General features: G+C 70.1%; 27 protein-coding genes and 1 pseudogene. 9 read left to right on the top strand and 19 right to left on the bottom strand.

The features are described 5' to 3' along the window. Positions 1 to 108 precede the first annotated feature (108 nt). Positions 109 to 666 (bottom strand): NAD(P)H-dependent oxidoreductase, encoded by a 558-nt coding sequence (locus TU34_RS13515; protein WP_045823450.1) that lies wholly within the window; start codon positions 664 to 666, stop codon positions 109 to 111. A 260-nt stretch (positions 667 to 926) separates the two neighbouring features. Here TU34_RS13515 and TU34_RS13520 point away from each other — a divergent pair, with 260 nt between their 5' ends. After that, a complete protein-coding gene (locus TU34_RS13520) occupies positions 927 to 1,511 on the top strand; it encodes a TetR/AcrR family transcriptional regulator (RefSeq protein ID WP_045823451.1) in 585 nt (194 codons plus the stop codon). On the opposite strand, the gene manA is transcribed toward TU34_RS13520, so the two are convergent. From manA to TU34_RS13535, 3 genes are read right to left on the bottom strand one after another with little or no spacing between them, the layout of a single operon-like run. Then, the gene (gene manA, locus TU34_RS13525) at positions 1,495 to 2,802 is read right to left on the bottom strand and encodes a mannose-6-phosphate isomerase, class I (RefSeq protein ID WP_082080274.1); all 1,308 of its coding nucleotides are present in this window, start codon (positions 2,800 to 2,802) and stop codon (positions 1,495 to 1,497) included. The genes TU34_RS13520 and manA overlap by 17 nt on opposite strands. Further along, entirely contained in the window at positions 2,802 to 3,920 is a 1,119-nt protein-coding gene (locus TU34_RS13530) for a hypothetical protein (RefSeq protein ID WP_045823417.1), read from the bottom strand. Before TU34_RS13530 ends, manA begins: the two co-directional genes overlap by 1 nt. A gap of 4 nt (positions 3,921 to 3,924) precedes the next feature. Further along, on the bottom strand, positions 3,925 to 5,343 hold the full coding sequence (locus TU34_RS13535) for a phosphomannomutase/phosphoglucomutase (RefSeq protein WP_045823418.1): 1,419 nt from the start codon (positions 5,341 to 5,343) through the stop codon (positions 3,925 to 3,927). 77 nt (positions 5,344 to 5,420) lie between these two features. Between TU34_RS13535 and TU34_RS13540 the strand changes: the two genes are divergently transcribed. Further along, a complete protein-coding gene (locus TU34_RS13540) occupies positions 5,421 to 6,554 on the top strand; it encodes a phosphatase PAP2 family protein (protein WP_338062999.1) in 1,134 nt (377 codons plus the stop codon). Here TU34_RS13540 and TU34_RS13545 read toward each other — a convergent pair. Then, positions 6,534 to 6,989 carry a DUF3499 domain-containing protein gene (locus TU34_RS13545; protein ID WP_045823454.1) on the bottom strand — a complete coding sequence of 152 codons (456 nt, stop codon included), beginning with the start codon at positions 6,987 to 6,989 and terminating at the stop codon, positions 6,534 to 6,536. The genes TU34_RS13540 and TU34_RS13545 overlap by 21 nt on opposite strands. A 97-nt stretch (positions 6,990 to 7,086) precedes the next feature. On the opposite strand from TU34_RS13545, the gene TU34_RS13550 reads away from it, so the two are divergent. Then, the gene (locus TU34_RS13550; protein WP_082080275.1) at positions 7,087 to 7,602 is read left to right on the top strand and encodes a metallopeptidase family protein; all 516 of its coding nucleotides are present in this window, start codon (positions 7,087 to 7,089) and stop codon (positions 7,600 to 7,602) included. 69 nt (positions 7,603 to 7,671) lie between these two features. Here the strand turns inward: TU34_RS13550 and TU34_RS13555 are convergent, their stop codons facing one another. Further along, positions 7,672 to 7,953: a WhiB family transcriptional regulator gene (locus TU34_RS13555; RefSeq protein WP_052688932.1), complete on the bottom strand. Its 282-nt coding sequence runs from the start codon at positions 7,951 to 7,953 to the stop codon at positions 7,672 to 7,674. A gap of 493 nt (positions 7,954 to 8,446) precedes the next feature. Here TU34_RS13555 and cofD point away from each other — a divergent pair, with 493 nt between their 5' ends. Genes cofD through TU34_RS13570 form a run of 3 tightly spaced genes read left to right on the top strand, consistent with a single transcriptional unit; the run spans position 8,447 to position 11,392 of the window. Next, positions 8,447 to 9,454 (top strand): 2-phospho-L-lactate transferase, encoded by a 1,008-nt coding sequence (gene cofD / locus TU34_RS13560; RefSeq protein WP_082080277.1) that lies wholly within the window; start codon positions 8,447 to 8,449, stop codon positions 9,452 to 9,454. Further along, entirely contained in the window at positions 9,444 to 10,814 is a 1,371-nt protein-coding gene (locus TU34_RS13565) for a coenzyme F420-0:L-glutamate ligase (protein ID WP_045823420.1), read from the top strand. Before cofD ends, TU34_RS13565 begins: the two co-directional genes overlap by 11 nt. Continuing rightward, positions 10,811 to 11,392: an NUDIX hydrolase gene (locus TU34_RS13570; protein WP_045823421.1), complete on the top strand. Its 582-nt coding sequence runs from the start codon at positions 10,811 to 10,813 to the stop codon at positions 11,390 to 11,392. The genes TU34_RS13565 and TU34_RS13570 overlap by 4 nt, the downstream gene beginning before the upstream one ends. Here the strand turns inward: TU34_RS13570 and glgC are convergent. Beyond that, positions 11,379 to 12,596 (bottom strand): glucose-1-phosphate adenylyltransferase, encoded by a 1,218-nt coding sequence (gene glgC / locus TU34_RS13575; protein ID WP_082080278.1) that lies wholly within the window; start codon positions 12,594 to 12,596, stop codon positions 11,379 to 11,381. The two genes, TU34_RS13570 and glgC, sit on opposite strands and share 14 nt — an antisense overlap. Before the next feature lie 128 nt (positions 12,597 to 12,724). Between glgC and glgA the strand changes: the two genes are divergently transcribed. Then, positions 12,725 to 13,897, top strand: a complete 1,173-nt coding sequence (gene glgA, locus TU34_RS13580) for a glycogen synthase (RefSeq protein ID WP_203225459.1) — start codon at positions 12,725 to 12,727, stop codon at positions 13,895 to 13,897. Positions 13,898 to 13,922: 25 nt separating this feature from the next. Here the strand turns inward: glgA and TU34_RS13585 are convergent, their stop codons facing one another. The 11 genes and pseudogenes from TU34_RS13585 to dapE form a co-directional block, all read right to left on the bottom strand. Further along, entirely contained in the window at positions 13,923 to 14,747 is an 825-nt protein-coding gene (locus TU34_RS13585) for a putative RNA methyltransferase (protein ID WP_045823422.1), read from the bottom strand. Between the two features lie 44 nt (positions 14,748 to 14,791). Further along, positions 14,792 to 14,956: pseudogene (locus TU34_RS23020) on the bottom strand (DUF3117 domain-containing protein); the annotation flags it as partial. 127 nt (positions 14,957 to 15,083) lie between these two features. Further along, positions 15,084 to 15,425 (bottom strand): DivIVA domain-containing protein, encoded by a 342-nt coding sequence (locus TU34_RS13590; RefSeq protein ID WP_045823423.1) that lies wholly within the window; start codon positions 15,423 to 15,425, stop codon positions 15,084 to 15,086. 7 nt (positions 15,426 to 15,432) lie between these two features. Further along, complete coding sequence (locus TU34_RS13595) at positions 15,433 to 16,167, bottom strand: acetoacetate decarboxylase family protein (protein ID WP_045823459.1); 735 nt, start codon at positions 16,165 to 16,167, stop codon at positions 15,433 to 15,435. Positions 16,168 to 16,221: 54 nt separating this feature from the next. Then, positions 16,222 to 17,091, bottom strand: coding sequence for an SDR family oxidoreductase (locus TU34_RS13600; RefSeq protein WP_045823460.1), 870 nt, complete (start codon positions 17,089 to 17,091; stop codon positions 16,222 to 16,224). 79 nt (positions 17,092 to 17,170) lie between these two features. Continuing rightward, a complete protein-coding gene (locus tag TU34_RS13605; protein ID WP_045823424.1) occupies positions 17,171 to 18,184 on the bottom strand; it encodes a glucosyl-3-phosphoglycerate synthase in 1,014 nt (337 codons plus the stop codon). Next, a complete protein-coding gene (folP, locus tag TU34_RS13610; protein WP_045823425.1) occupies positions 18,181 to 19,092 on the bottom strand; it encodes a dihydropteroate synthase in 912 nt (303 codons plus the stop codon). Before folP ends, TU34_RS13605 begins: the two co-directional genes overlap by 4 nt. A 4-nt stretch (positions 19,093 to 19,096) precedes the next feature. Continuing rightward, positions 19,097 to 20,836: a long-chain-acyl-CoA synthetase gene (locus TU34_RS13615; RefSeq protein WP_238981303.1), complete on the bottom strand. Its 1,740-nt coding sequence runs from the start codon at positions 20,834 to 20,836 to the stop codon at positions 19,097 to 19,099. Positions 20,837 to 20,919: 83 nt separating this feature from the next. Then, positions 20,920 to 21,456 (bottom strand): LOG family protein, encoded by a 537-nt coding sequence (locus TU34_RS13620; RefSeq protein ID WP_045823427.1) that lies wholly within the window; start codon positions 21,454 to 21,456, stop codon positions 20,920 to 20,922. Next, a complete protein-coding gene (locus tag TU34_RS13625) occupies positions 21,453 to 22,175 on the bottom strand; it encodes an LOG family protein (RefSeq protein WP_082080283.1) in 723 nt (240 codons plus the stop codon). The genes TU34_RS13620 and TU34_RS13625 overlap by 4 nt, the downstream gene beginning before the upstream one ends. 108 nt (positions 22,176 to 22,283) lie before the next feature. Further along, on the bottom strand, positions 22,284 to 23,393 hold the full coding sequence (dapE, locus tag TU34_RS13630; protein WP_045823429.1) for a succinyl-diaminopimelate desuccinylase: 1,110 nt from the start codon (positions 23,391 to 23,393) through the stop codon (positions 22,284 to 22,286). On the opposite strand from dapE, the gene TU34_RS13635 reads away from it, so the two are divergent. Both TU34_RS13635 and TU34_RS13640 read left to right on the top strand, forming a co-directional pair. Continuing rightward, complete coding sequence (locus TU34_RS13635; protein ID WP_238981304.1) at positions 23,392 to 24,150, top strand: SDR family NAD(P)-dependent oxidoreductase; 759 nt, start codon at positions 23,392 to 23,394, stop codon at positions 24,148 to 24,150. The genes dapE and TU34_RS13635 overlap by 2 nt on opposite strands. Before the next feature lie 69 nt (positions 24,151 to 24,219). Continuing rightward, positions 24,220 to 24,618, top strand: a complete 399-nt coding sequence (locus TU34_RS13640; RefSeq protein ID WP_045823431.1) for a VOC family protein — start codon at positions 24,220 to 24,222, stop codon at positions 24,616 to 24,618. On the opposite strand, the gene TU34_RS13645 is transcribed toward TU34_RS13640, so the two are convergent. Then, positions 24,552 to 25,319 carry a helix-turn-helix transcriptional regulator gene (locus tag TU34_RS13645; protein ID WP_052688926.1) on the bottom strand — a complete coding sequence of 256 codons (768 nt, stop codon included), beginning with the start codon at positions 25,317 to 25,319 and terminating at the stop codon, positions 24,552 to 24,554. The genes TU34_RS13640 and TU34_RS13645 overlap by 67 nt on opposite strands. Positions 25,320 to 25,333: the final 14 nt, after the last annotated feature.

Here is a 25,333-nt window from a genome sequence, read left to right on the forward strand (position 1 = left end):
TAGGCCGGACATACGACAGTGGCGGCACCACATGTCGTGATGCCGCCACAGCGTTCGCGTCGGCGACCCCCACCGAGTGCTGGTCGGGGGCCGCGAGGGGGCCTCGGGTCAGGCCGCGACACCCACCGCGCTGGTGAGGTCGGCGACCGCGCCGCGCACCTGCTCGACGATCTCGGGGACCTGCGAGACGGTGCGCTCGCCCAACTCCGAGGTCGCGATGCCCACCTCGACGCTCTCGACGACGCGGCCACCCGCGACACCGAGCGACTTGCGCGCGTCGTCCTGCGACCACTTGCCGGCATAGCGCCCGAGTGAGGCGCCGATGGCCGCCACGGGCTTGCCCTTCAGCGCGCCCGCGCCGTAGGGCCGAGACGCCCAGTCGATGGCGTTCTTGACCACCGCGGGCATCGTGCCGTTGTACTCCGGGGTGACGATCAGCACCGCGTCGGCGGCGTCGATCGCTGCGCGCAGATCGGCCACGGCCGGGTCGAGGGGCTCGACGTCGAGGTCCTCGTTGTAGAACGGCACCGCCGCGAGACCCTCGACGATCTCGACCTGCACCGATTCCGGCGCGGTCGCCGCGGCGACCTCCGCCAGCTCCCGGTTGATCGACCCTGCCCGCAGGCTTCCCACCAACACTGCGATCCGCGTCGTGTTCTCCGACATCGTCACCACTCCTTCTCCTGCCGGTCGTCGTCCGGCCCGTCGCTCTCCGCTGTTCCTGATACGAGCGTGCCGCGTTGCACCGTCGTATAAACGGACTCGGGTCCGAATGCATTCCGCGCGGAGGTGCCCGATACGCTCGGGGGGTGTCAGGTGAACGCACGTCCAGTGCCGGGGGGGCCATGGGCGACCCCGCGGAGCGCCCTCGTGCGCGCTCCACGGCCCCGCTGCCGGACCTGCCGATCGGGGTCGCGGCGTTGCCGATGGCCGGGCCCGGCGAGGGAGAGCGCGCCGACGCCGGTCGCAACCGACTGCTGCTCCTCGACGCCGCGAAGCGCCTGATCGACAACCACGGTGCCGCCGCGGTGACGATGGACGAGGTGGCCCGCGCCGCCGGGGTCGGCAAGGGCACGGTGTTCCGACGTTTCGGCAGCCGCGCGGGCCTCATGCTCGCGCTCCTCGACCACTCCGAATCGGAGATGCAGCGGGCCTTCATGAGCGGACCCCCTCCCCTGGGGCCGGGTGCGGCACCACGCGAACGACTCGTCGCCTACGGCCTGGCCCGACTGGCGATGGTCTGCGCCCATCTCGACGTCCTGGTCGAGGCCGACGACGCGGCCGGACCCGACCGCCTGTCGCACCCCGCCCGACAGGTGTCGGTCATGCACGTCCGGGCTCTGTTGCGCGACATGGGTTTCGCACCGGTCGACGAGGCGTTGAGCCTCGCGGTGCTCGCCCCGCTGGAGGCGGCCGCGATCTTCCACCTGACCGAACACGAGGGACTGACCATCGACGAGATCGGCCACCAGTGGGAGCGGTTGGTCGGCTCGCTCACGCCCGCGAACTGAACCCCGCACCGCCGGCGGACCGCTCGGCGTGGGCGGTGCCACCGAGGCCGTCCGCCACGGGACGCGGGGCGGGCACCAGTGCACGGAAGAACACCGCCGAACTCGACGCCGCGCGCACCACCACGTCGGGATCGGCGTCGCCCAGCCACAGTGAGTGCCCGGCCGAGACCGACACCACCTCTCCGGTGTGCGAACGCACCTCGATCGTGCCGTCGATGACGGTGAGGATCTGTGGGCCCGCGGCGTCGAGGGAGATCGACGACGATCGCTGCAGACCGGTCCCGTCGAGATCGATCCGCGAGAGCCGGAACTCGGGAGCGGGTGTGCTGTAGATCTTCTCGGCGCCGAGCACGTGGATGTGCGGGTGCAGGTCGGCCGGGGCCGATGTCGCGAAGTCGAGGACCGCGAGCAACTCGGGCACGTCCATGTGTTTGGGGGTCAGCCCACCACGTAACACGTTGTCGGAGTTGGCCATCACTTCCACCGCCGTACCGCGGAGGTAGGCGTGCAGGTTGCCCGCCCCGAGGTACAACCCTTCGCCGGGGCTCAGCCGCAACCGGTTGAGCAGCAGGACGGTGAGGACACCGGGGTCCATCGGGTAGGCCTCGCCGAGCTCGAGGACGGTCTGCAACTCGGTGGCGAACCGGCGGTCACCGCGGTTGAGGTAGGCGATCGCCCCGTCGAGGACGGCCGGGATGAGGGCGTGCAGGATCGCGTCGGGCAGGGTGATCCACGTGGTGAAGAGCGCACGCAGACCGTGCGAATCCGGCTGTCCCGCCAGCAGACCCAGGTAGGGGTCCAGCTCGGCGACCTGCAGGTCGCGCAGGAGGTCGACGGTCGTGGCGGGGTCCCGGAATCCGGCCAGGGCGTCGAACTCGGTGAGGGCCACCACCAGCTCGGGCTTGTGGTTGTCGTCGCGGTAGTTGCGGTCCGGTGCGTCGACGGGGATGCCGGCGGCGTTCTCGCGGGCGAATCCCGCGCGCGCCTGCGCGAGGGTGGGATGGGCCTGCAACGACAGGGGTTCGTCGGCCGCGAGCACCTTGAGCAGGAACGGCAACCGGTCGCCGAAGGCGTTCGCACACGCCGCACCCAGTTGCGCGGCGGGATCGGTCTCGATCACCGACAGCAGGTCCACGTCGTCGTCGAGGGCGCGGGCCGGGGCGGCGGGATGGGCGCCGAACCACAGTTCGGCCTCGGGGTGTGCCGAGGGTGTCGGCAGACCGCGCAGTGCCGCCAGCGCGGTCCGCGACCCCCAGGCGTAGGGCCGCACGACCCCTTCGAGCACGTGCATCACACCGCCCCGATCAGTCGCAGGTAGACCGCCGCCATCTCGATCCGCAACGCCGTCACCACCAGTGGCGCGATGTCCTCGGGCGTGTCGATCCCCTCGACACCGCCCGGCGCGCCGGGCTCGAGGGGGGCGGCGGGCCCGGCGCCGGTGGTGGGGCCGACCTCCACCACGTCGGCGTCGGCGAGCACCGACATCCGCTGATGCAGCGACCACTCGCGACCCGGGGTGGTGATGACCTGCACCCGTACCGCAGGACCACCTGCAGGACCGTCGAACTCGGGATCGTGGAAGATCGAGTCGGCGACCGCGCCCGAGGACTCCGGTCGCGCGGCCTGGGCGGCGACGGCCTCGAGGAGATCGCATCCGACGCCGCCGACGCCGGCCACGGCGTGCAACGTCCGCGAGGCGTGCACGGCGAGCACCGTCGACGCCGGGGTGTCCCCCGCCCACGTGACGGGCCGCCCGGAGATCCGTGACGCGAGGCCCTTGGCCGCGTTGTGGAAGACCTCGTTGTCGGGGTGGGCGGCCCCCGCCTCGTCGTCGAGGGCCTCGGCCAGCGCCGAGAGGTCGAGGGCGGTGCCCGCGGTGCGTACCGCGCGCAGCGCGCGGATCACCGAACTCAGCGCGACGACGTGGCCGATGAAGCGGAACTCCGGGCGGACCGGGACCCGGGGCGACAGGTCGAGGGCCGAGCCCGCCGCGGCGTCGCGGATCGGGCCCTCCATCGGCGCGTCGACGACGACCTCGGCGCGTCGACGGACCGACCGCGCCACGGCATCGGCCAACGCCATGTCGCCCGCGTCGTCACCGGACACCACGACGACGTCTAGGGGACCGATCCATCCGGGGAGGCTGTCGGCGACCACGACCGGTACGTCGGTGCGGGCGGCGAGGGTGGCCACGATGAGGTCGGCGGCGCGGCGGGCGGTCCCGTGACCGGTCACGATCACCAGCGCGCGGGGCCGCAGATCGGCGAGCGGCGCGAGGACCTGTTCGTCGACGGCGGCCGCGACGGCCCGCACCTGCGCGCCGGCGAGCGCGGCGGCGCGCAGCAACCCGTGGACATCGGCGGACTGCAGCCGCGTGACGTCGTCGAGGTCGGGTGCGCCGGTGAGCATCAGATCAGCGTATCGGCGCGGCCGGGCGGACGATGGCGAGAATGCGGTCGACGAGCTGATCGACCCGCGCGGCGTCGGCTGCCTCGGCGTTGAGGCGCAGCAGGGGTTCGGTGTTCGAGGCACGCAGGTTGAACCACGATCCGTCGTCGAGGCTCACCGTGACACCGTCGAGCGAGTCGACGTCGGCGGTCTCGGCGGTGAAGTCGGCGACCACCGCCGCGGTGCTCGCGGCGGCGTCGGCGACGGTCGAGTTGATCTCACCGGAGGCGTGATAACGCTCGTAGGACGCGAAGAGCTGTGATGCGGGGACATCGGTCTCACCGAGGGCGGCGAGCACGTGCATCGCGGCGAGCATGCCCGAGTCGGCGCCCCAGAAGTCGCGGAAGTAGTAGTGCGCGGAGTGTTCGCCGCCGAACACCGCGCCGGTCTGCGCCATCTGCGCCTTGATGAAGGAATGGCCGACCCGTGTCCGCACGGGCGTCCCCCCGAGTTCGGAGACGAGCTCAGGGACGGCGCGCGAGGTGATGAGGTTGTGGATGATCGTCGCGCCCGGATTCTTGGCGAGTTCTCGCGCGGCCACGAGCCCCGTCACCGCCGACGGCGAGACGGGATCGCCCTTCTCGTCGACGACGAAGCATCGATCGGCGTCGCCGTCGAAGGCCAGCCCGATGTCGGCGCCGGTCTCACGGACGTAGGCCTGCAGGTCCACGAGGTTCGCCGGGTCGAGGGGGTTTGCCTCGTGGTTGGGAAAGGTGCCGTCGAGTTCGAAGTAGAGTGAACGCACGGTGAACACCGGGGAATCACCCAGGACCGCCGGGACGGTGTGTCCCCCCATGCCGTTCCCCGCGTCAACCGCGACCGTCAGCGGTCTACTACCGGAGAGATCGACGAGTTCGTGCAGATACGCCGCATAGTCCGTGAGGACGTCCTGCTCGCTGATGGTGCCGCGCGCACCGTCGTACGGGTCCGTCCCGGTGACCAGCTCGGCGGCGATCGTCGCCAGTCCCGTGTCCTGGCCGACCGGCTTGGCCCCGGCCCGGCAGAGCTTGATGCCGTTGTAGGCGGCGGGGTTGTGACTCGCGGTGAACATGGCGCCCGGTTGATCGAGGCGACCCGACGCGAAATACAGCTGATCGGTCGACGCGAGACCGATGAGGATCACGTCCACACCCTGCTCGCAGACCCCGTCGGCGAACGCCCGGGAGAGCTCGGGCGAGGAGTCGCGCATGTCGTGTCCGACGACGATCGACGTCGCGCCGTCGGCGCGCACCAGGCGGGCGAACGCGCGCCCCACGTCGGCGACGAACGGCGCGTCGATCTGCTCGCCGACCAGGCCACGGACGTCGTAGGCCTTCACCACCGCGGCGACGGACTCGGTGGTCCGGTCGGTGGCGACGCTGCGGTCCCCGGTCGGGTCAGGCACGGTGGCTCTCCTCGGTGTGACATCGGTGGTACGGACTTCGCACTCGCAGGGGTCAGCCTAGTCGCAGGGACCTGCCGGTGACCGACCTGCGATCCCCGACGCAGAACGGGCCCGACACCGCTACCGGGACATCGTCGCCGGGAGCGGTGAGGTTACGCAGGGCCGCGATCGCCGTGTGGGCGTTGGTCGTTGCGACCCTCGCCGGCACACGGGTGATGTCGTTCGGGTTCGTCCCGATCATGGTCGTGGTCGTCACCGGCCTCGCCGCCGCGAGCATCGGGCGCCGCAACCCGCTCCTGGTGGTGCGCGACTGGCTCCCGTTCGGTCTCGTGCTGTTCGCCTACGAGAGCACCCGCGGCACCGCGGCGTTCCTCGGGATGCCCACGCGATGGCATCTCGCCGTCGACGCCGATCGCTGGATGTTCGGTGTGGTCCCCACGGTGTGGCTGCAGGAACATCTCAAACACGCCGACCCGCAGTGGTGGGAGATCATCACCAGCGTCGTCTACATGTCCTACTTCATCGTCCCCTACGCCCTGGCGGGGTGGCTGTGGCTCCGCGACCGGACGGCGTGGAAGAAGTTCGTGACGCGTTTCGTCGCGCTGTTCTTCCTCGGTCTCGTCGGCTACATCCTGGTGCCTGCGGCGCCGCCGTGGGCCGCGGCGCAGTGCACGGCCGAACAGGTCGTCGGCGGCCCGGCGTTCCCGCCGTGCATCACCGGTACACCCGAGAACGTTCCCGGCGGTGGGGTGTTGGGTCCGATGACCCCCGACGATCCGGCCGCGAAGCCCTTCATCGAGCGGATCTCCAGTCGCGGCTGGGACGTCCTGCACATCGGGCCGGTGCGCGACGTCATCGAGGTCGGCCAGGAGCGGTCGAACCAGGTCGCCGCCATCCCCTCGCTGCACGCCGGGCTGACCGGCCTGCTGGCGATGTTCATGTGGCGCCGGGTCGGTCCGCGCGGTCGGATCCTCTGGGTGGGCTACGCCGCGGCGATGGCGTTCACGCTGGTGTACTCCGCCGAGCACTATGTGTTCGACCTGATCCTGGGGTGGTCGCTGGCCGCCCTGGTGATGGTCGGGTGCGCGGCCGTCGAACGCCGATGGGCCCGACGCACGACACGACACGGCGTCGACGAGGGCCGTGACCAGGCCGACCCGGTCGGTGCGACACAGGCCGCGGGGGAACCGTCAGTCGATCGGGTCGGGTAGCACCCTGAGATGACCGCGGCGGCCCGGGCGCGGCCGTGAGCGCGGCGTCCCGGTTCCGGCCGAGCCGGTGTGGGTCGACCCCGGCGATCCCGCCGCGGTGGTCGAGGACCCCACGAGCGGCGACCACGAGCGGATCGATTCCGACGACGAGCCTGCGGCCCGCAGTCCACCGGCCTCGCGGACCGCCTCGGCGAGCGCGGTGAGATCGTCCTCGTCGGCGGCGGGGGTCGCCCACCCTCCGGCGCTGCGCATCATCTCCCAGCCACGCGGGACGGTGATGCGGCTGGCGTGGTCGTCGCAGAGATCCCACGAGTGCGGCTCGTCGGTCGACGCGAGCGGGCCGACGACGGCGACCGACTCGGCGTAGACGAAGGTCAACGTCGCGACAGCGGGTTGGGCACAGCCGGGCCTGCTGCACTGACGGGGGAGCCTCACCACGCGAGATTATCCCGACCGACCCCGACGGGGCAGCAGACACACCGCCGCGCGCCGTGTCGACAGGTCTCGATCACGGCACGCTTACACTCTCGCCATGGCACGCAGGGTCCCTCCGGTCGTCTCCCGGCATCGCGGCACCACATCGGGTCCGGGCCCCACACGGCGCCGACGTCGTGACCGTCGCGGGCGGGGATTGCGATCGAGCCTCCTGCCGCCGCAGGTCCCCGCGGCGAACACACGCTCGGAATCGTTCGATCTCGTGGTGCTGGAGGCGTTCGCCGAGATCGACGCGCGCTGGCACGAACAGCTCGGCGATCTCGACCTCGCGGTCGACGAGATCCCGCGGGTCCTCCCCCGCGATCCCGAGACCGTGCAGTGGCCCGACGAGGTGACCGCCGACGGCGCCATCCCCCTGGCCCGGCTGCTGCCGGCGGGTATCGACGCGAACGGGCGTCCGTCACGGGCGCGGATCGTCATCTTCCGTCGGCCGTTGGAGAGTCGCGCGGACAAGGGAGCCGATCTGCTCGACCTCGTCCACGAGGTCCTGGTCCATCAGGTGGCCACACATCTCGGGCTCGATGAGGACACCATCGATCCCGAACCGCACTGACCCGAGAAGCACAGCCACGGAGAGGTTCTCGAGGCGGTCAGGCGCGCTGTCGCGGGACGCGGTGCCCGGTCAGATGATGCCGCGCTTGAGGCGGCGGCGCTCACGCTCGGACAGTCCGCCCCAGATGCCGAAGCGCTCGTCCTTGTGCAGTGCGTACTCGAGGCACTCGGCCTTCACCTCGCAGCCCGAGCAGATGCGCTTGGCCTCGCGGGTGGAGCCGCCCTTCTCGGGGAAGAACGCCTCGGGGTCGGTCTGCGCGCACAGCGCGCGGTCCTGCCACTGGTCCTCGGTGTCGTCGAAGAGGGCATCGAAGTCGTCGGTGACGAGGCTCAGGTGCGGGGTGGACGGCATGGCGGGTGCGAACGCGGGCGCGGACTCCGCGGCGCTCTCCGCCGACGGGTAGGCGTCGTTCGACGGGAATCCGTCACCCATCCGGTGCTCGAAAGTCATCGCCGGGCTCCTCGTGAATTCGTTTGCGGCCGCAGGGCGACCGAGGTGGGTGATGACCGTCGCCGCAGGGGCGCAGCCGGTGCGAGAATCGTGGTGCATGGGTACAGCCGGTGCCACCTCGTACGAACCGGGCCGTCAGGCCTGTTCGAACGTGTGATCGAACACGAAGTCGCTCAACGATTCTCGATCACAAAACGCTAATGACACTGGTGTGATTAGACACGTACGCCGGTGTCTCGGTCAAGCGAAACGGCGAAATTGCCAATACCACTGCCGGTCCGGTATTCCGCGACACGACACCACCGGAGTGTCGCACCACTGGCGTGTCGCCCGCCTCGGTGCGGCGTCGGTGGCCACGGGCCGGTCGTCACCACGCCCATTAGAGTGGGCGGTCGTGAAGGCAACGGTTCTCGTCGGTGGCGTCGGTGGCGCCCGATTCCTGCAGGGTGCGCGCCATCTGTTCGGCCGCACCCCGTTTCCCGCCGGAGCCGAGTCCACGTCGTCGGACTCCGGTGTCACCGCCATCGTCAACGTCGGCGACGACGCGTGGATGCACGGGGTGCGCATCTGTCCCGATCTCGACACGTGCATGTACACCCTGGGCGGGGGCATCGATCTCGAGCGCGGGTGGGGTCGCACCGACGAGACCTGGAACGCCAAGGAGGAGCTGGCCGCCTACGGCGCCGATCCGGACTGGTTCGGGCTGGGCGACCGCGATCTGGCCACCCATCTCATCCGCACGCAGATGCTCGACGCCGGCTACACCCTCACCGACATCACCGAGGCCCTGTGCAAGCGGTGGCAGCCCGGTGTGCGACTGCTCCCGGTGACCGACGATCGCCACGAGACCCACGTGGTGGTCAACCGCAGCGGCGACCCCGACGACGCGAAGGTGGCGATCCACTTCCAGGAGTGGTGGGTCCGATACCGGGCCCAGATCCCCACGCACGGCTTCGCCCAGGTCGGTTCGGAGAAGGCGACGCCGGCCGCCGGCGTCCTCGAGGCGATCGCCGATGCCGACATCGTGTTGCTGGCGCCCAGCAACCCCGTGGTCAGCATCGGCGCCGTGATCAGCGTTCCCGGCATCCGCGCCGCCCTGCGCGCGACGAAGGCTCCGGTGGTGGGGATCTCGCCGGTGATCGGCGGGGCTCCCCTGCGCGGCATGGCCGACGAGTGCCTGTCGGTGATCGGGGTCGAGACCACGTCGGAGGCCATCGGCGCCCATTACGGCGCACGATCGGGCACCGGCATCCTCGACGGCTGGCTGGTCGCACCGGGCGACGGCACCGACATCCCCGGCATCGCCACCCGCGAGGTCCCGTTGGTGATGAGCGATCCGGAGACGACGGCCCAGATGGTCCGCGACGCCTGCGATCTCGTCGGCGTCGCACATGACCGCTGATCCCCGCCCGCCTGCGACCGGCGATCACGCGGCGACCGGCATGCTCGAGATCATCGGGGTCCGCGGTCTCCCCCGCTTCGTCGAGGGGGACGATCTGGCGGCCGCGATCGCCGGCGCCGCACCGGATCTGCGCGACGACGACGTCGTGGTGGTGACGAGCAAGGTGTTCTCGAAGATCGAGGGCCGCATGGTCACCGCACCGATCGATCCCGAGGAACGGGACACGTTGCGGCGCAAGCTGATCGACTCCGAATCGGTGCGCGTCCTGGCACGCAAGAACCGCACGCTGATCACGGAGAACGCGCTCGGCATCGTGCAGGCGGCGGCCGGGGTGGACGGCTCGAACATCGACACCGACCAGCTGGCGCTGCTGCCCGTCGATCCCGACGCCAGCGCCCGACGACTACGCGACCGACTGGCCGCCGATCCCGGTGTGCGCGTCGCGGTGATCGTCACCGACACCATGGGACGCGCCTGGCGCAACGGCCAGATCGACGCGGCCATCGGCTCGGCCGGCATCGCGGTGACCCACCCCTATGACGGCAGCGTCGATCCGCACGGGAACCCGCTGATCGTCACCGACATCGCCGTGGCCGACGAGATCGCCGCGGCCGCAGATCTGGTGAAGGGCAAGCTGATCGAGACGCCCGTCGCCATCGTGCGCGGCCTGCGACCCCACGACGACGGTTCCGGCGCACGCGATCTCGTCCGCCCGGGTGACGAGGACCTGTTCTGGCTCGGGACCACCGAGGCCATCGACCTCGGTCGACGTCAGGCCCTCCTCACCCGCCGCTCGGTGCGCGCCTTCACCACCGAACCCGTGGAGCCGGAGGTCATGGACGCGGCGTTCGCCGAGGCGCTGACCGCCCCCGCGCCGCACCACACCCACCCGGTGCGTCTGGTGTGGGTGCGCGACCGGGAACGTCGGATCCGCCTGCTCGACGCGATGGCCGATCGCTGGCGTCGGGACCTCGCGGCCGACGGACGTGACGAGGAGTCGATCGAACGCCGCGTCGCGCGCGGACAGCTTCTCTACGACGCCCCCGAACTCGTGATCCCCATGCTCGCCCTCGACGGCGCACACGACTACCCCGACGCCGCACGCACGCGTGCCGAACACACCATGTTCACCGTTGCCGTCGGGGCCGCGGTGCAGGGGCTGCTCGTCGCGCTGTCGGTGCGCGGGGTGGGCAGCTGCTGGGTGGGGTCGACGATCTTCGCCGCCGACATCGTGACCGACGTCCTCGAGGTGCCCGCCGACTGGGAACCGTTGGGCGCGATCGCGATCGGACACCCGCAGGATGCCGATACCGGCCCGCGTCCACCGGCCGACCCGACCACCGCGGTGGCGATCCGATGAGCGCGGCGAGTCTGCACCGCTCGGCGGTGGAGATGCTGACTGGGTGGTCGACGACCGACCCGCATCAGGATTCCATGCGCCACACCGTGCTCGCGTTCCTCGCCGCGCGCGACGACGCCTGCCTGCGCGCCTGCGCGCCCGGCCATCTCACCGCCTCGACGATGATCCTCGACCACACCGGGGCTTTCGCCCTCCTCACGCTGCACCCCCGCGTGGGCGCGTGGATCCAGGTCGGTGGGCACTGCGAGCCGGAGGACGACGGCATCGCCGACGCCGCCATGCGCGAGGCGACCGAGGAATCCGGGATCGCCGGACTGACGTTGTCGCATGAGCCGATCGCGCTGCACACCCACCCGATCACATGCTCGCTGGGAGTGCCCACCCGCCACCTCGACGTGCGATTCCTCGGGGTTGCCCCGCCCGGACCCGACGGCGGTCTGCCCGAGATCATCCGCAGCGACGAGTCGGTCGACCTGCGGTGGTGGCCGGTCGATGCGCTGCCCGAGGGCACCCACCACGCGGAGATGGCCACGCTGGTCGCCGCGGCGCGCCGGGCGAAGGGCCTCACCCCAGCCTGACACCCTTGCCGACGGCCACCACGCCGCCGGCGCTGATGGCGTACTTCTCGCGGTCCCGCTCGAGTTCGACCCCGAGGATCTCACCGGGGCCGACGACCACGTTCTTGTCCAGGATCGCCTTGCGCACGACCGCACCCCGGCCGATGCGCACACCGGGCATCAGGACGCTGCCCTCGACGGTGGCGCCGTCCTCGATGATGACGTTGGAGCTGAGCACCGAATTGCGCACGGTCGCAGCGGAGATGATCGACCCGGCGCCGACGACGGATTCCTGCGCGAGACCGCCGTGGACGAACTTGGCGGGCGCGAGGTTCTCGGCCGCACCACGGATCGGCCAGCGGCGGTTGTAGAGGTTGAACACCGGGTGCACCGACACGAGATCCATGTGGGCGTCGTAGAACGCGTCGAGGGTCCCGACGTCGCGCCAGTAGCCCTTGTCGCGCTCGGTGGCGCCGGGGACCTCGTTGTCCTTGAAGTCATAGACGAACGCCTCGCCGCGGTTGACGAAGCCGGGGATGATGTCGCCGCCCATGTCGTGGTCGGAGTCGCTGTCCTCGGAGTCGGCGCGGATCGCCTCCACCAGCGCGGAGGTGGTGAAGACGTAGTTGCCCATCGAGGCGAAGGTGGCCTCGGGATCGTCGGGGGTACCCGGTGGGTCCTTGGGCTTCTCCAGGAACTGCGTGATGCGACCGGACTCGTCGGCGTCGATGCAGCCGAACGCGAACGCCTCGCTGCGCGGGACGCGGATCCCCGCGACAGTGGCCGCGGCACCCGAGGCGATGTGCGCCTCCACCATCTGCTCGGGATCCATCCGGTACACGTGGTCGGCGCCGAAGACCACGATGTAGTCGGGCTCCTCGTCGTAGACGAGGTTGAGCGACTGGAAGATCGCATCCGCGCTGCCGGTGTACCACCGCGGCCCGAGACGCTGCTGCGCCGGCACGGGCGTGATGTATTCGCCGTTGAAGCCCGACATGCGCCACGTCTGCGAGATGTGGCGGTCGAGGGAGTGCGACTTGTACTGGGTGAGCACGCACAACCGCTGGTATCCGGCGTTCACGAGGTTGCTCAGTACGAAATCGATGAGCCGGTACGCCCCGCCGAACGGGACCGCGGGCTTCGCCCGGTCCATGGTCAAAGGGAACAAGCGCTTTCCCTCACCGCCGGCGAGAACAATTCCGAGCACGTGCGGCTGTGATCTCACCCTCACAACCTATCCGCGTTCTGTGCGAACGGCCACCGGTTCGGCGCCCGGCGATCCGCCACACGTACCCGACGCCGAGACGACGGGCAGGGGTGCGGGTGACGGCGCGCGGGTCTAGCGTCGTCGGTATGCGAGTGGCGATGATGACCCGCGAGTACCCACCGGAGGTCTACGGCGGCGCCGGGGTCCACGTGACCGAACTGGTGCGGCATCTGCGACCGTTGGCCGAGGTCGACGTGCACTGCATGGGCGCGCCCCGCGACACCGCCCACGTCTACATCGCCGATCCCGGATTGACCGGTGCCAACGCGGCGTTGACGACGATGTCGGCCGATCTGCGGATGGTCGCCGGCGCGTCCGAGGCCGACATCATGCACTCGCACACCTGGTACACCGGGCTCGCCGGACACGTCGCCGCGCAGCTCTACGGGGTGCCCCACGTGCTCACCGCCCACTCATTGGAACCCCGGCGCCCGTGGAAGGCCGAGCAACTCGGCGGCGGGTACCGACTGTCGAGCTGGGCCGAGCGCAACGCCGTCGAGTACGCCGACGCGGTGATCGCGGTCAGCGCGGGCATGCGCGTCGACGTCTGCGACGCCTACCCCCGACTCGACCCGGCGCGAGTACACGTGGTGCGGAACGGCATCGACACCGCGACGTGGTTCCCCGCCGACGAACCGTTCGGCGAGCAGTCGGCGCTGCGGTCGCTCGGCGTCGATCCGGACCGCCCGATCGCGGTGTTCGTCGGCCGCATCACCCGGCAGAAGGGCGTGCGGCATCTCATTGCCGCGGCACACTCCTTCGATCCCGACCTGCAGCTCGTGCTGTGCGCGGGTGCGCCCGACACACCCGAGATCGGTGCGCAGACCGCCGAGGCCGTCGCCGAGCTCTCCCGGACGCGCGATGGCGTGTACTGGGTGCAGGAGATGCTGCCCACCGAACGGGTCCGCGAGATACTCTCCGCAGCAACGGTATTCGTGTGTCCGTCGATCTACGAGCCGCTGGGAATCGTGAACCTCGAGGCCATGGCGTGTGGCACCGCGGTCGTGGCGTCCGACGTCGGCGGCATCCCGGAGGTGGTGCGCGACGAGGTCACCGGTCGCCTCGTCGCCTACGACGAGTCCGATGAGTCGGGCTTCGAGGCGGGACTTGCCGCCGCGGTGAACGCCGTCGTCGCCGACCCGACACGGGCCGCCGAGATGGGCGCCGCCGGACGGTCGCGCGCGATCGAGGAGTTCTCGTGGGAGTCCATCGCCGAGCAGACGATCGCGGTGTACCAGGCCGCGCTCGCAGGACGGTGACCGGAGCGGTCGCGGTGCGACGCGGTCAGACGCGCCGGTAGCGCGACACCGTCACCGAGCACGTCACCTCGACGAGCTCGGGCAACACCGTTGCGCGGGCGGCGATCTCGTCGACCGACGAGTGGTGCGCCGACGGTCCCATCGTGACGAGGTCGGCGACGTCGGACCGTCCGAGGGTCATCGTGTGCTCGACCGCGGTGCGGTCCTCCCGCTCGAACACCCCGGTGAGTGCGTTGCCGATCCGCTCGGGTTTGGTGGGGTCGACCCCGATCATGCCCATGGGGGTGACGATCTCGGCGAGGTGGCGCGGCGTGGGCGCGACCACCACGAGGACGCCGTCGTCGGTGAGCACGCGGGCGAACTCGGCGACGTTGCGGGGCGCGAACACCGACAGGACGGTGTCGATCACGCCGTCGGCGACGGGGAGCCGCTGCCAGGCGTCGGCGACGACCGACCCGATCCGATCGTCGGCACGTGCCGTGGCGCGGGCACACGACTTCGACAGGTCCAGACCGATCCCGCGGGCCGCGGGATCGGAGTCGTCGAGGGCGTGGGCGAGATAGTGACCGGTCCCCGCCCCCACGTCGAGGCAGACCGGTCCTGAGGACGCGTCGGCGACCGCGTCGGCGATCGGGGCGTAGAGACCGGCACCCAGGATGCGTTCACGCGCGGCGACCATCGCGGTCGTATCCGAACGCAGGCCCCCGGTGGAGCCTGCGAGCAGGGAGACATACCCCTGACGGGCGATGTCGAAGGTGTGTCCACGGTCGCAGATCACCGTGCCCGCATCGATGTCGAGCTCGCCGGTGCACACCGGGCACGCGAGCAGATCGATGATCGCCGACAGCATCGGACTCGAGGTGCTATCGGCGGACCGTCGCGGCGGGGGCAGCCGGCGACGACGCCACGCAGTTCTTCGCCGAGGGCTGCTGCCTCGTCTGCGGTGAGCTCGACGACCAGACGGCCGCCGCCCTCGATGGGGATGCGTACGACGATTCCTCGCCCTTCCTTGGCTGCTTCAAGGGGACCGTCTCCGGTCCGTGGCTTCATCGCCGCCATGTCACAAGCTCCCTCCGACAACGTCGCCGACAATCGGCGCCGGTTCACGATTCTATGCGCTGCGCCACACTCGACGAATTCGGCCGTCGGACGCAGACGCAGGTCAACCTCACAACGATGATACGGCTCACACGTCCTCGGCCCGGGACGCGTCGGTGTCGGCCCGCGAGAAATCGTTCGCGTCGCGCCCCTGGAGGTCGACGATGACCACGCGGAGTTCGTCGATCTCGCGGGCCAGTTTCTCGAGCGCCCAGTCGACTTCGGACTGCTTGTATCCCCGGGCCACGAGCGCGAACCGCAGGGCGCGGACGTCGTCGCCGGAGACCCCGGCGCGCGGCAACCGGGTGAGTGTCGCGTCGCGTTCGAGCGGCGGGAGGTCCTCGCCGCGTCCGAAGACGAACCACACCACGGCGAACACCGCACCGATGACGAGCACCATGACGACCAGGTAGAGCAAGAGGGTCTGCACCGTGCGATCATCCCAGACCGGATGCCGTGACCGGTCCCGACGCAGCCGACCCGGACACCACGACGGCGTCGCCGAAGGTCATCGACAACGCGCCGATCGACGACGCGAGCAGCGTGCGACCCGGCCGGAGCGCACGCAGTTCGTCGGCCATCGGGTGGTCGCCGAGCTCGAGCCGAGCGCCGCCGGGACGGGTCCGCACGCCGGCGGCACGCATGGTCCAGGGTGTCGCACGTGTGATGCCGTCGAGATGGGCGTAGGCGGTCAACGTGGTCGACGAGTCGGTGTCGGGCACGGCGACACCCTGGCGCACCCGCAGCGACAGCACGGTCGAGGAGTCGGCCCGCAGCGTCCCGGTACGGACCGGACCCCGGTGGTCGACCTTGAACGCGGCGAGCGTCTTCGGGAAGCCCCAGATGCCGCGGCCGGCCGCCAGGGTGAAGTCGCCGTCGACCGGGAGACGGTGGATGAGCGCACACGCCTCGTTGCGCATCACCGACCGGAGATCGCCGACGATCCCGCCGCGGCCGGCGTCGTGGGGACGGACCAGGAAGCAGACCCCGAACTCGTTGTACGGCCCGAGATCGCCGTCGACGTAGTCGACGAACACCAGCACGCACACCGCACGGCCGGGTCGCCACCGGACCACCGAGAGGCCGGTGTGGTCGATGGTCCGTTGCGCCGCGGCAGCCGACACCGACACCATCGCCGCGAACGCGGTCGCCGTCCGGATCTGCACCGGCATCGTGACCGTCCGGCCCGCCACCCGGTGGACGGCCTGACCCGGGGATGCCACGCCTCAGCCTTCCGTCGCCGGGGCGACGACACCCCGCAACCCGTCGGCACCGAACACCGGGTCGAGCATCGACCCGTAGTCAGGACCCCGGCGCAGCATCTGACCGCCGTCGACGTTGATGACCTGACCGGTGATCCAGGTCGACGCGTCGCCGAGGAGGAACGCGGCCAGCTCGGCGATGTCGGTGACCTCGCCGACCCGCGGCAGCGGCGTCGCCTCGCGGTAGTCGGCGCTCAGTTCCGGCGAATCGAGGACCAGCGCCACGAGTTCGGTACGTGTCAGGCCCGGTCGGATGCCGTTGACGCGGACGTTGCTCGCGCCGAGTTCGTCGGCGGCGAGCGCCACGAGGTGATCGACGGCGGACTTGGTGACCCCGTACGCCCCGAACCACCGGTGGGTGTTCGACGCGGCGATCGACGAGATGGCCACCATCGATCCACCGCCGCCCGACACCAGTTCGCGGGCGGCGTGCTTGAAGGTGTACATCGTGCCGTTGACGTTCAGGTCGACGGTGTTGCGCCAGGCGTTGCTGTCGATCTGGGTGATCGGGCCGATGGTCTCGCTGCCCCCGGCGCACGCGACGACGCCGTCGAGCCGGCCGGTGTGGCCGACCGCGGTGGCGACCGCCGCGACGACCTGGTCCTCGTCGGTGATGTCGGCGACGGCCGCATGGACGCGACCCCCTCCGGTGATCCCCGAGGTGATCTCGTCCGCGGCCGCCTCGAGGCGGTCGCGGTTGCGTCCGACGACGGTGACCACGGCGCCGTCGGCGGCGAGCATCTCGGCGATACCGCGACCGATGCCGCTACCCCCGCCGGTGACGAGGATCGACTTTCCCCGCACGGAACCGTCACTGACAGAACCACCGGGCATGCCGACCTCCATCCGTCGCAGAACTAGAACACGTTCCACTCATGGAAGCACATCCGTCGGATCGACGGCACGGGTTGACCTAGGAGGCGCGGACCTTGTCCACCGCGCGGGGCCGCAGGGTGTCCATCGGCGGTCGGTCGGCGAGGTAGACCTCGGTCGTGTGCGGCGTGAAGGTGCCGTCGGTCTCGGCGGTGAACTGCGTGAGCCCGACCCCGGAGTCGGCGATCCCGCACCGGTTCATCAGGGTGCCCACGATCTGCCTGCTCATCACCCCGAGCTCGATCAGCGGTCGGTTGCGGTGGGTGCGCACACCCAGGTTGACCTGGCCGATACCGGCCATGCCGTAGCGGTCGTAGGTGTCGACCAGCAGACCGATCTCGACGCCGTAGCCGGGCGCGAACGGCACCGCCGACAACAGTTCCCGGGTGCCTGCGTATTCACCACCCAGTGGCTGCAGCACGGCGGTCAGATCGGGCTTGAGCGACGCCAGCAACGGACGGGCGACGAGTTCGGTGACCCGGCCGCCCCCGTTGGGGTCCTGCGCGCCACCGGTGCGCAGCGGTCGACGGTAGTAGCCCTTCACGAGCTGGATCTCGGGGTTCATCAGCAGCGGACCGAGCAACTTCGGCACGAACATCGGGTCGGGATCGATGAGGTCGGAGTCGACGAAAGCGATGAGGTCACCGGTGGTCGCGGCGATCGACCGCCACAGCACCTCACCTTTGCCCTTGACCGGCGACAGCTCGGGGACGGCCTGCTCGCGGCTGACGACCCGCGCGCCCGCGGCGATCGCACGCTCGGCGGTGGCGTCGGTGGATCCGGAGTCGAGGACGATCAGTTCGTCGACGAGGGTGCCCAGCAGCGGTCGGATCGAGGCGATCACCTCGGCGACGGTCTCCTCCTCGTTCAGCGCGGGCAGCACCACCGAGACGGTGCGGCCACGCTTGTGGGCGACGAGCTCGTCGAGGTCGAACACGGGGTGCTCGAAGGTGTGTGTCTCCGACCAGGCGAGGGTGGTCGGGTCGGCGTCGGCCGGAGCGGGCCACATCTGCGTCCCGCGTCGCGGCGCGGACCCTGTGTGCTTGGCGGTCATGCGAGTCCCCTGACTGTTCGTTGGGGCGGACGGGTCCCCGCTATCGCGGCGACCATGTCCACCACACGCCGGGTGGCGGCAACCTCGTGGACCCGGAACACACGCGCGCCCTGTGCGGCGGCGAGTGCGGTCGCGGCCAGAGTTCCCTCCAGCCGGTCCTCCAGACCCACACCCAGAGTCTCCCCCACGAAATCCTTGTTGCTCAGTGCCATCAGCACCGGCCAGCCCGTATTAACGAGATTGTTCACATGCCGTAACAGGGCGAGCCCGTGGTGGGTGTTCTTGCCGAAATCGTGCGTCGGATCGATGAGGATGTCGGCGCGCGCGACCCCGGCCCGCTCGGCACGACGGGCACCGGCCACCACGTCGGTGACCACCGCGTCGACCACGTCGGGGTAGCGCACGCGGTGCGGTCGGGTGCGCGGTACCGCTCCCCCGGTGTGCGAACACACGATGCCCGCACCCGCGTCGGCGGCGGCGTGCACCAGATCGGGGTCGGTGCCCGCCCAGGTGTCGTTGATGAGGTCGGCGCCGGCCGCGCACGCGGTCACCGCGACCTCCGACCGCCAGGTGTCGACGCTGATGATGACGTCGGGGTACGCCGAGCGCACCCACTCGATGAACGGCACCACACGGTCGGCCTCCTCCGCGGCGTCGACCGCCACCCCGGGACCGGCCTTCACACCGCCGATGTCGACGAGGTCGGCGCCCTCGGCGACCACCCGGTGCACGCGGTCCATCGCGGCGTCGTCACCGAAGTCCGCACCCCGGTCGTAGAACGAGTCGGGGGTGCGGTTGACGATCGCCATCACCAGCGCCCGTCCGGTGTCGACCGGTCGGCCGCACAGGGTCGGGAACCACGACGACGGCACCCCGAGATCGGGTGCGGCGACGGCCGCGTTGTCCATACGTCTAGTTGCGCGGGGCTTTGGCGCCCGACACGTCGTCGACGTATCCGTCGTAGTACTCGACGTATCCGTCGGACTTGCCCGCGAGGACGTACAGCGGGTCCTCGCCGACCTCGGAGTAACCCTGATCGCGCAACTCCACCTTCATGGTCTTGAACGTCGAGGTCTGCTCGAGCTGCTCGACCACGCGCACGAACAGCGGCAGCGCGTACGAGGGCAGGGCGTCGTAGAGGTGCTTGGCCAGCTGCGACCCGTCGAGCTTGTCGCCGTTCTTCAGCGTGACCGCCGCCATGCCGGCCTTGCCGTCGGTGTCGGGGATCTCGACGCCGAACACCACCGACTGCCCGATCTGTCCGTCGGCGTCGAGCGCGCCCTCGACCTCGGTGGTCGCGACGTTCTCGCCCTTCCACCGGAAGGTGTCGCCGAGCCGGTCGACGAAGGCCACATGCGAGAAGCCCTGATCGCGCACCAGGTCGCCGGTGTTGAACCACTGGTCGCCTTCGGCGAAGGCGTCCTTGATGATCTTCTTCTCGGTCGCCTTCGGGTCGGTGTAGCCGTCGAAGGGGATGCGGTCGTTGATCTCGGAGATCAGCAGACCCGGCTCACCCTTGGCGGCCTCCATCGCGCGGCCGGCGTCGTTGCGCAACGGCTCACCGGTCTCGCCGTCGTACTGCACGATCTTGTACGGCAGCGGGCAGAAGCCGACGGTGCGCTTGACGTTGAAGATGTTGATGAACGCGAGGTTCGACTCGCTCGCCGCGTAGAACTCGACGATCCGGTCGATGCCGAAACGCTCGGCGAAGGTGTCCCAGATCTCCGCGCGCATGCCGTTGCCGACCGCGACGCGCACCGAGTGGGCCCGGTCGGTGTCCTTCTCGGGCTGCGCCAGCAGGTAGCGGCACAGCTCACCGATGTAGCAGAAGGCGGTGGCGCGGTTGAGGATGATGTCGTCCCAGAACTTCGACGCCGAGAACTGCTTGCCGATCGCGAGACAGGCACCCGCGCCGAGCACCGACGACAGCGACACCGTCAACGCGTTGTTGTGATACAGCGGCAGACAGGCGTACATCGTGTCGTCGTGACGCAGACGGACACCCATGCCGCCGATGCCCGACAGTCCGGTCAGCCAGCGGAAATGCGACATCACGCTGGCCTTGGGCATGCCCGTCGTGCCGGAGGTGAAGATGTAGAACGCCTTGGTCGACGCGGGCAGCGTCTCGGTGATCGAGGGGTTCTCCTGCGACAGGTCGGCCGACTTCGCGTCGAGGTCGTCGAAGGAGAGCACGTTCTTCGGGACGGCCTTCTCGGGCACCGAGTCGAGCGCCTCGCGGGCGTCGGGATCGACGACGATCACGTCGGCCTCGAGTACCCCGAGGCTGTGTTCGAGCACGGCGCCGCGCTGGTTGTAGTTCAGCATCCCGGCGACGGCGCCGAGCTTCACGATCGCGAGCATGGCGAGCACGGTGTCGGGCTTGTTCTTGGCGAGCACCCCCACCACGTCGCCGGCGACGACGCCGGAGTCGGCGAGCAGTGCCGAGTAGCGGTTGACCCGGCGGTTGCACTCGCCGTAGGTGAACGACTTGCCCTCGAAACGCAGGAACGGGCGATCGGGATGGGCCCCGGCCTTCTTCTGGAACAGGCTGCCGATCGTCATCGTGCTGGTCGGCTTGCGCAGCGCCAGCCCCGGCGCGTTGCGCAACATGACCGTCGCGTCGGAGGCCAGCCCGACGACCCCCTTGGCCATGTCCTTCAATCCGACGCGCGAACGAGACTCAGTGCTCACTAGTGCAGCTCCCCAGGGCAAAGGCGATTGGTGTCGAAGTGAGGTTACCGGCTGGTACACCATTCGATGGCGCGGGTCACAGAATCGGTGACCTGCAGGCGTTCGAGGGCGTGCGCGGAGACGAAACCGTCGCCCTGCAGCGTGGTCAACCACGACATCAGCGGGGCGTAGAAACCGAAGGGGTCGAGCACCACCACGGGCTTGGCGTGCATCCCGAGGTAGCCACCGGTCCAGGTCTCGAACAGCTCCTCCAACGTCCCGATGCCGCCGGGCAGCGTCACGAACGCGTCGGCGCGTTCGTCCATCAGCTGCTTGCGCTGTCGCATGGTGTCGGTGACCACGAGTTCGTCGGCGTCGGTGTCGGCGACCTCACGGTCGACCAGCGCGCGGGGGATGATCCCGACGGTCCGGCCACCCGCCCCGCGCGTACCGCGCGCGACCGCACCCATCATCGACACGTTGCCGCCGCCGGAGACCAGGGTGTGTCCGCCCGCACCGATCGCCGCACCCACCTCCGACGCCAACGTCAGGTACCGCTCGTCGACCGGTCCCGATGCGCAGTAGACACAGATGGCGGTCATCGGGTCGAGGCCTCGATATGCGCGCCCGCACGGGTGATGATCTCGACGGTCTCGGCGACGCTGTCGGTGACGTGCAGCAGCGCGACGTCGCTCTGCGACACCGTGCCCGCGGGGACCAGCGTGCCGGTGATCCAGTCGAGCAGGCCCTGCCAGTAGTCGGCGCCGAGCAGCACGATCGGGAAGCGGGTCACCTTCTTCGTCTGGACGAGGGTGAGTGCCTCGAACAGTTCGTCCATCGTCCCGAACCCGCCGGGCAGACACACGAACGCCTGCGCGTATTTGACGAACATCGTCTTACGGGCGAAGAAGTACCGGAAGTTCACCCCGAGGTCGACCCACTCGTTGAGCGACTGTTCGAACGGCAGCTCGATACCGAGACCGATCGACCGGCCACCGGCCTGCGCCGCACCACGATTGGCCGCCTCCATCGCCCCGGGACCGCCGCCGGTGATCACCGCATAGCCCGCGGCGGCCAGCGCCCCACCGAGCTCGACCCCGAGCGCGTACTCCGGCGAGTCGGGGGTGGTTCGCGCCGACCCGAACACCGTCACCGCGGCGGCGACGTCGGACATCGCGTCGAACCCGGCGACGAACTCGGACTGGATGCGCAGGACCCGCCACGGATCGTGTTCGAGACGATTCGCGCGACGCGCCCCGTCGGGATCGACGGGGTCGGGGTCGCCGGTGTCGAGCAACCGACGGTCGGTCGTCGACTCCATCGACTCGGGATCGAGACGCCTGCGGGTCGCGCCGGAGTAACAGAGCGGCTGGTCGTGATCGTCGGCTGACACGCCGCCGACGGTATCCGACACCGGCGTGGAACGAGATCAGGCGGGCGTGCGCAGGTGACGCCGCAGGATGTCGGTCACCTCGGTGATCTGCGCGGTCGGCACGCGCTCGTCGCGGCGGTGCGCGAGGTTCGGGTCCCCCGGACCGAGGTTGACCGCGGGGATGCCCAACGCCGCGAACCTGGCGACGTCGGTCCAGCCGTACTTGGCGCGAACACGACCACCGGCCGCCGCCACGAGCGCCTGCGCGGCGGGGTGCGACAGGCCGGGCAGGGCGCCGGGTGAGGAGTCGGTGAGTTCGAGACCGATTCGGCCGGAGGACAACTCGGCCGCGAACACCTCACGGACGTGGTCGAGCGCGGCGTCGACGGTGCGGTCGGGGGCGAAGCGGAAGTTGACGTCGACCGACGCGAGGTCGGGTACCACGTTCCCGGCCACACCGCCGTCGATGCGCACCGCCGAGAGCCCCTCCCGGTACTCGCATCCGTCGATGTCGATGCGACGGGGCGCATACGCCGACAATGTCGCCAGCACCCCAGACAGCGCGTGGATCGCGTTGTCGCCCATCCACGATCGCGCCGAGTGGGCGCGTGTCCCGGTGGCGGTGAGGCGCACCCGCAGTGTCCCCTGACAGCCCGCCTCGATCTGGCCCGCCGTCGGTTCGCCCAGGATCGCGACGTCACCCCGGAGCCAGTCCGGGAGTTCGCGTTCGATGAACCCGAGCCCGTTGTGGACCGCGGCGATCTCCTCGCAGTCGTAGAAGATCAACGTCAGGTCATGTGCGACATCGCTCATCGTCGCGGCGAGATGCAGGAACACCGCGTCGCCGGACTTCATGTCGACCGTGCCGCACCCGTGCAACACATCGCCCTCGACGTCGTCGACGGTGCGGCGGCTCGGGACGTTGTCGGCGATCGGGACGGTGTCGAGGTGGCCGGCGAGGATCACCCGCGACGGCCGTCCGCGATCGGTCCGCGCCAGCACACGGTCGCCGTGGCGGAGGATCTCGAAGCCCGTGGTCTGCGCGCGCAGTGCGTGTTCGACGGCGTCGGCGAGAGCGGCCTCGTGGTGCGATTCGCTCGCGATGTCGACCAGCGCCGCGGTCAGGTCGATCGGATCGGCGGTCAGATCCAGCGCGGCGGTACCCATGACCGTCGAGGATACGACGATCGGTCGCCGCCGGGCCTCTGCGGCGCCGCCGCCGGGAATAGTCGCCGTCGATCCACCCGTTGCACCGGGCATGACGACTCTCGCGATCATCGGTGCAGGAGCAGGACTCGGGGCGGCAGTGGCACGCAGGTTCGGTGCCGAGGGGTTCTCGGTGGGGCTCATCTCACGCAACCAGTCGAGGGTCGACGCGCTCGCCGACACCCTCGCGAAAGACGGTGTGTCGGCACGGGGTTTCGCCGCCGACGTGCGGGATCCGGCGTCGATCGCGTCGGCTCTGGAACAGGTGACCGAGACGCTCGGGCCGATCGAGGTGCTGCAGTACAGCCCCCTGCCGCAGAAAGACTTCATGCGACCGGTGCTCGAGACGACCCCGGCCGACATGGTGGGGCCGGTCGAGTTCTCCATCTACGGACCGATCGCTGCGGTGCACCAGGTGCTGCCCGGCATGCGGTTCCTCGGCGAGAACACGGGCACCATCCTCTTCGTCAACGGCGGTTCGGCGGTCAAGCCCGGTCGGGCCGTCACCGGCACCTCGATCGCCTTCGCCGGGCAGGCCGCCTACGCCCAACTTCTCCACGAGGAGTTGAAGCCCGAGGGTATCCATGTGTCGCAGTTGATCATCGGGGGTGCGATCTCCGCCGACGACCCGCGCAAGAGCCCCGAGGCGCTCGCCGATCACCTGTGGGTTCTGCACACCGGTCGCGACCGGTTCCGTCTGCAGGTCAGCGAGGACTGAGCACGCTCGCGCCGATGACGTCCGAAATGTTCATGACCGCGGGGTGCGGGCGGTCCTAACGTTCGTGGCATGACCACCTCCGCACACGTCATCGGCCTCTCCGTCGTCGTCTCCGACATGGCCCGGGCCCTCGCGTTCTACCGCGCCGTCGGCATCGATGTCCCTGACGACCAGGACGACGCCCCGCACGCCGAGGTCGTCCTCGCCGGTGGCTTCCGGTTGATGTTCGACACGGCCGAGGTGATCACCTCGTTCGACCCGGGCTGGACACCGCCCGCGGGCGGTCATCGGGCTGCGCTCGCCGTCGACTGCTCGGACCCCGCGTCGGTGGATTCTCTCTACGCATCGCTGGTCGACGACGGGCACCGGGGGCACCTCGCGCCGTTCGACGCGGTGTGGGGTCAGCGGTATGCGGTGGTGCTCGATCCGGACGGCAACCCGGTCGATCTCTGCGCGACACTCGCGTGACGTGGCGTCGGGCCGGCGACGTCGGACGGCGTCGACCCGACCATCGCTCGGAACTCCCGGAACATGTGCGAATAGTCGGAGTATCCGTGGCGGTGCGCGGTGTCGGTGAGCGAGAAACCCTCACGCAGTGAGCGACTCGCGTCCTCGACACGCAGGATGCGGTGCAGCGTCTTGGGTCCGTAGCCGAAGGCGTCGTCGGATCGGCGGCGCAGTTGCCGGGCGCTGAGTCCGAGCCGATCGGCGACGTCATCGATGCGGTCGCCGGCCCGGATCGCGGCAACCGTCGGACCGATCCAGTCGGGAACGCCGCCGCGGCGACGCACGGCCTCGGTGGCGAGCGACTCCAGCATTGCGCCGGGCGTCGTCGAACGCGCGACCGATTCCTCCCACCGCGATGCGTCCGCACCGAGGACGTCGGTCAGCGACAACTGTCGATCGCGCAGCTCGACCGCGGGCAGCCCCGTCACCACCGGCGCGACTCCGGGCGCGAGCCGGATGGCCGTCAACATCACCGCCGCGGACGTCTCGTGCTGCCGCGCGGCGGTGTCGGGGCCCGCGACCAGTACGCGCGAGCCGTCCCAGATCAGGTCGATGCAGCCATCGGGTCGCACGATCGACGGGCCCGGTTCGCACCAGCGATTCCACACGGTCGCGGGCAGCGCCGTGGAGCGTCGCTCGCGGTAGCCGGTGGCGTGATCCACCACCTCAGTATCGC

Origin of the sequence: Williamsia herbipolensis (assembly GCF_000964005.1) — a bacterium.
GTDB classification, from domain to species: Bacteria; Actinomycetota; Actinomycetes; order Mycobacteriales; family Mycobacteriaceae; genus Williamsia_A; species Williamsia_A herbipolensis.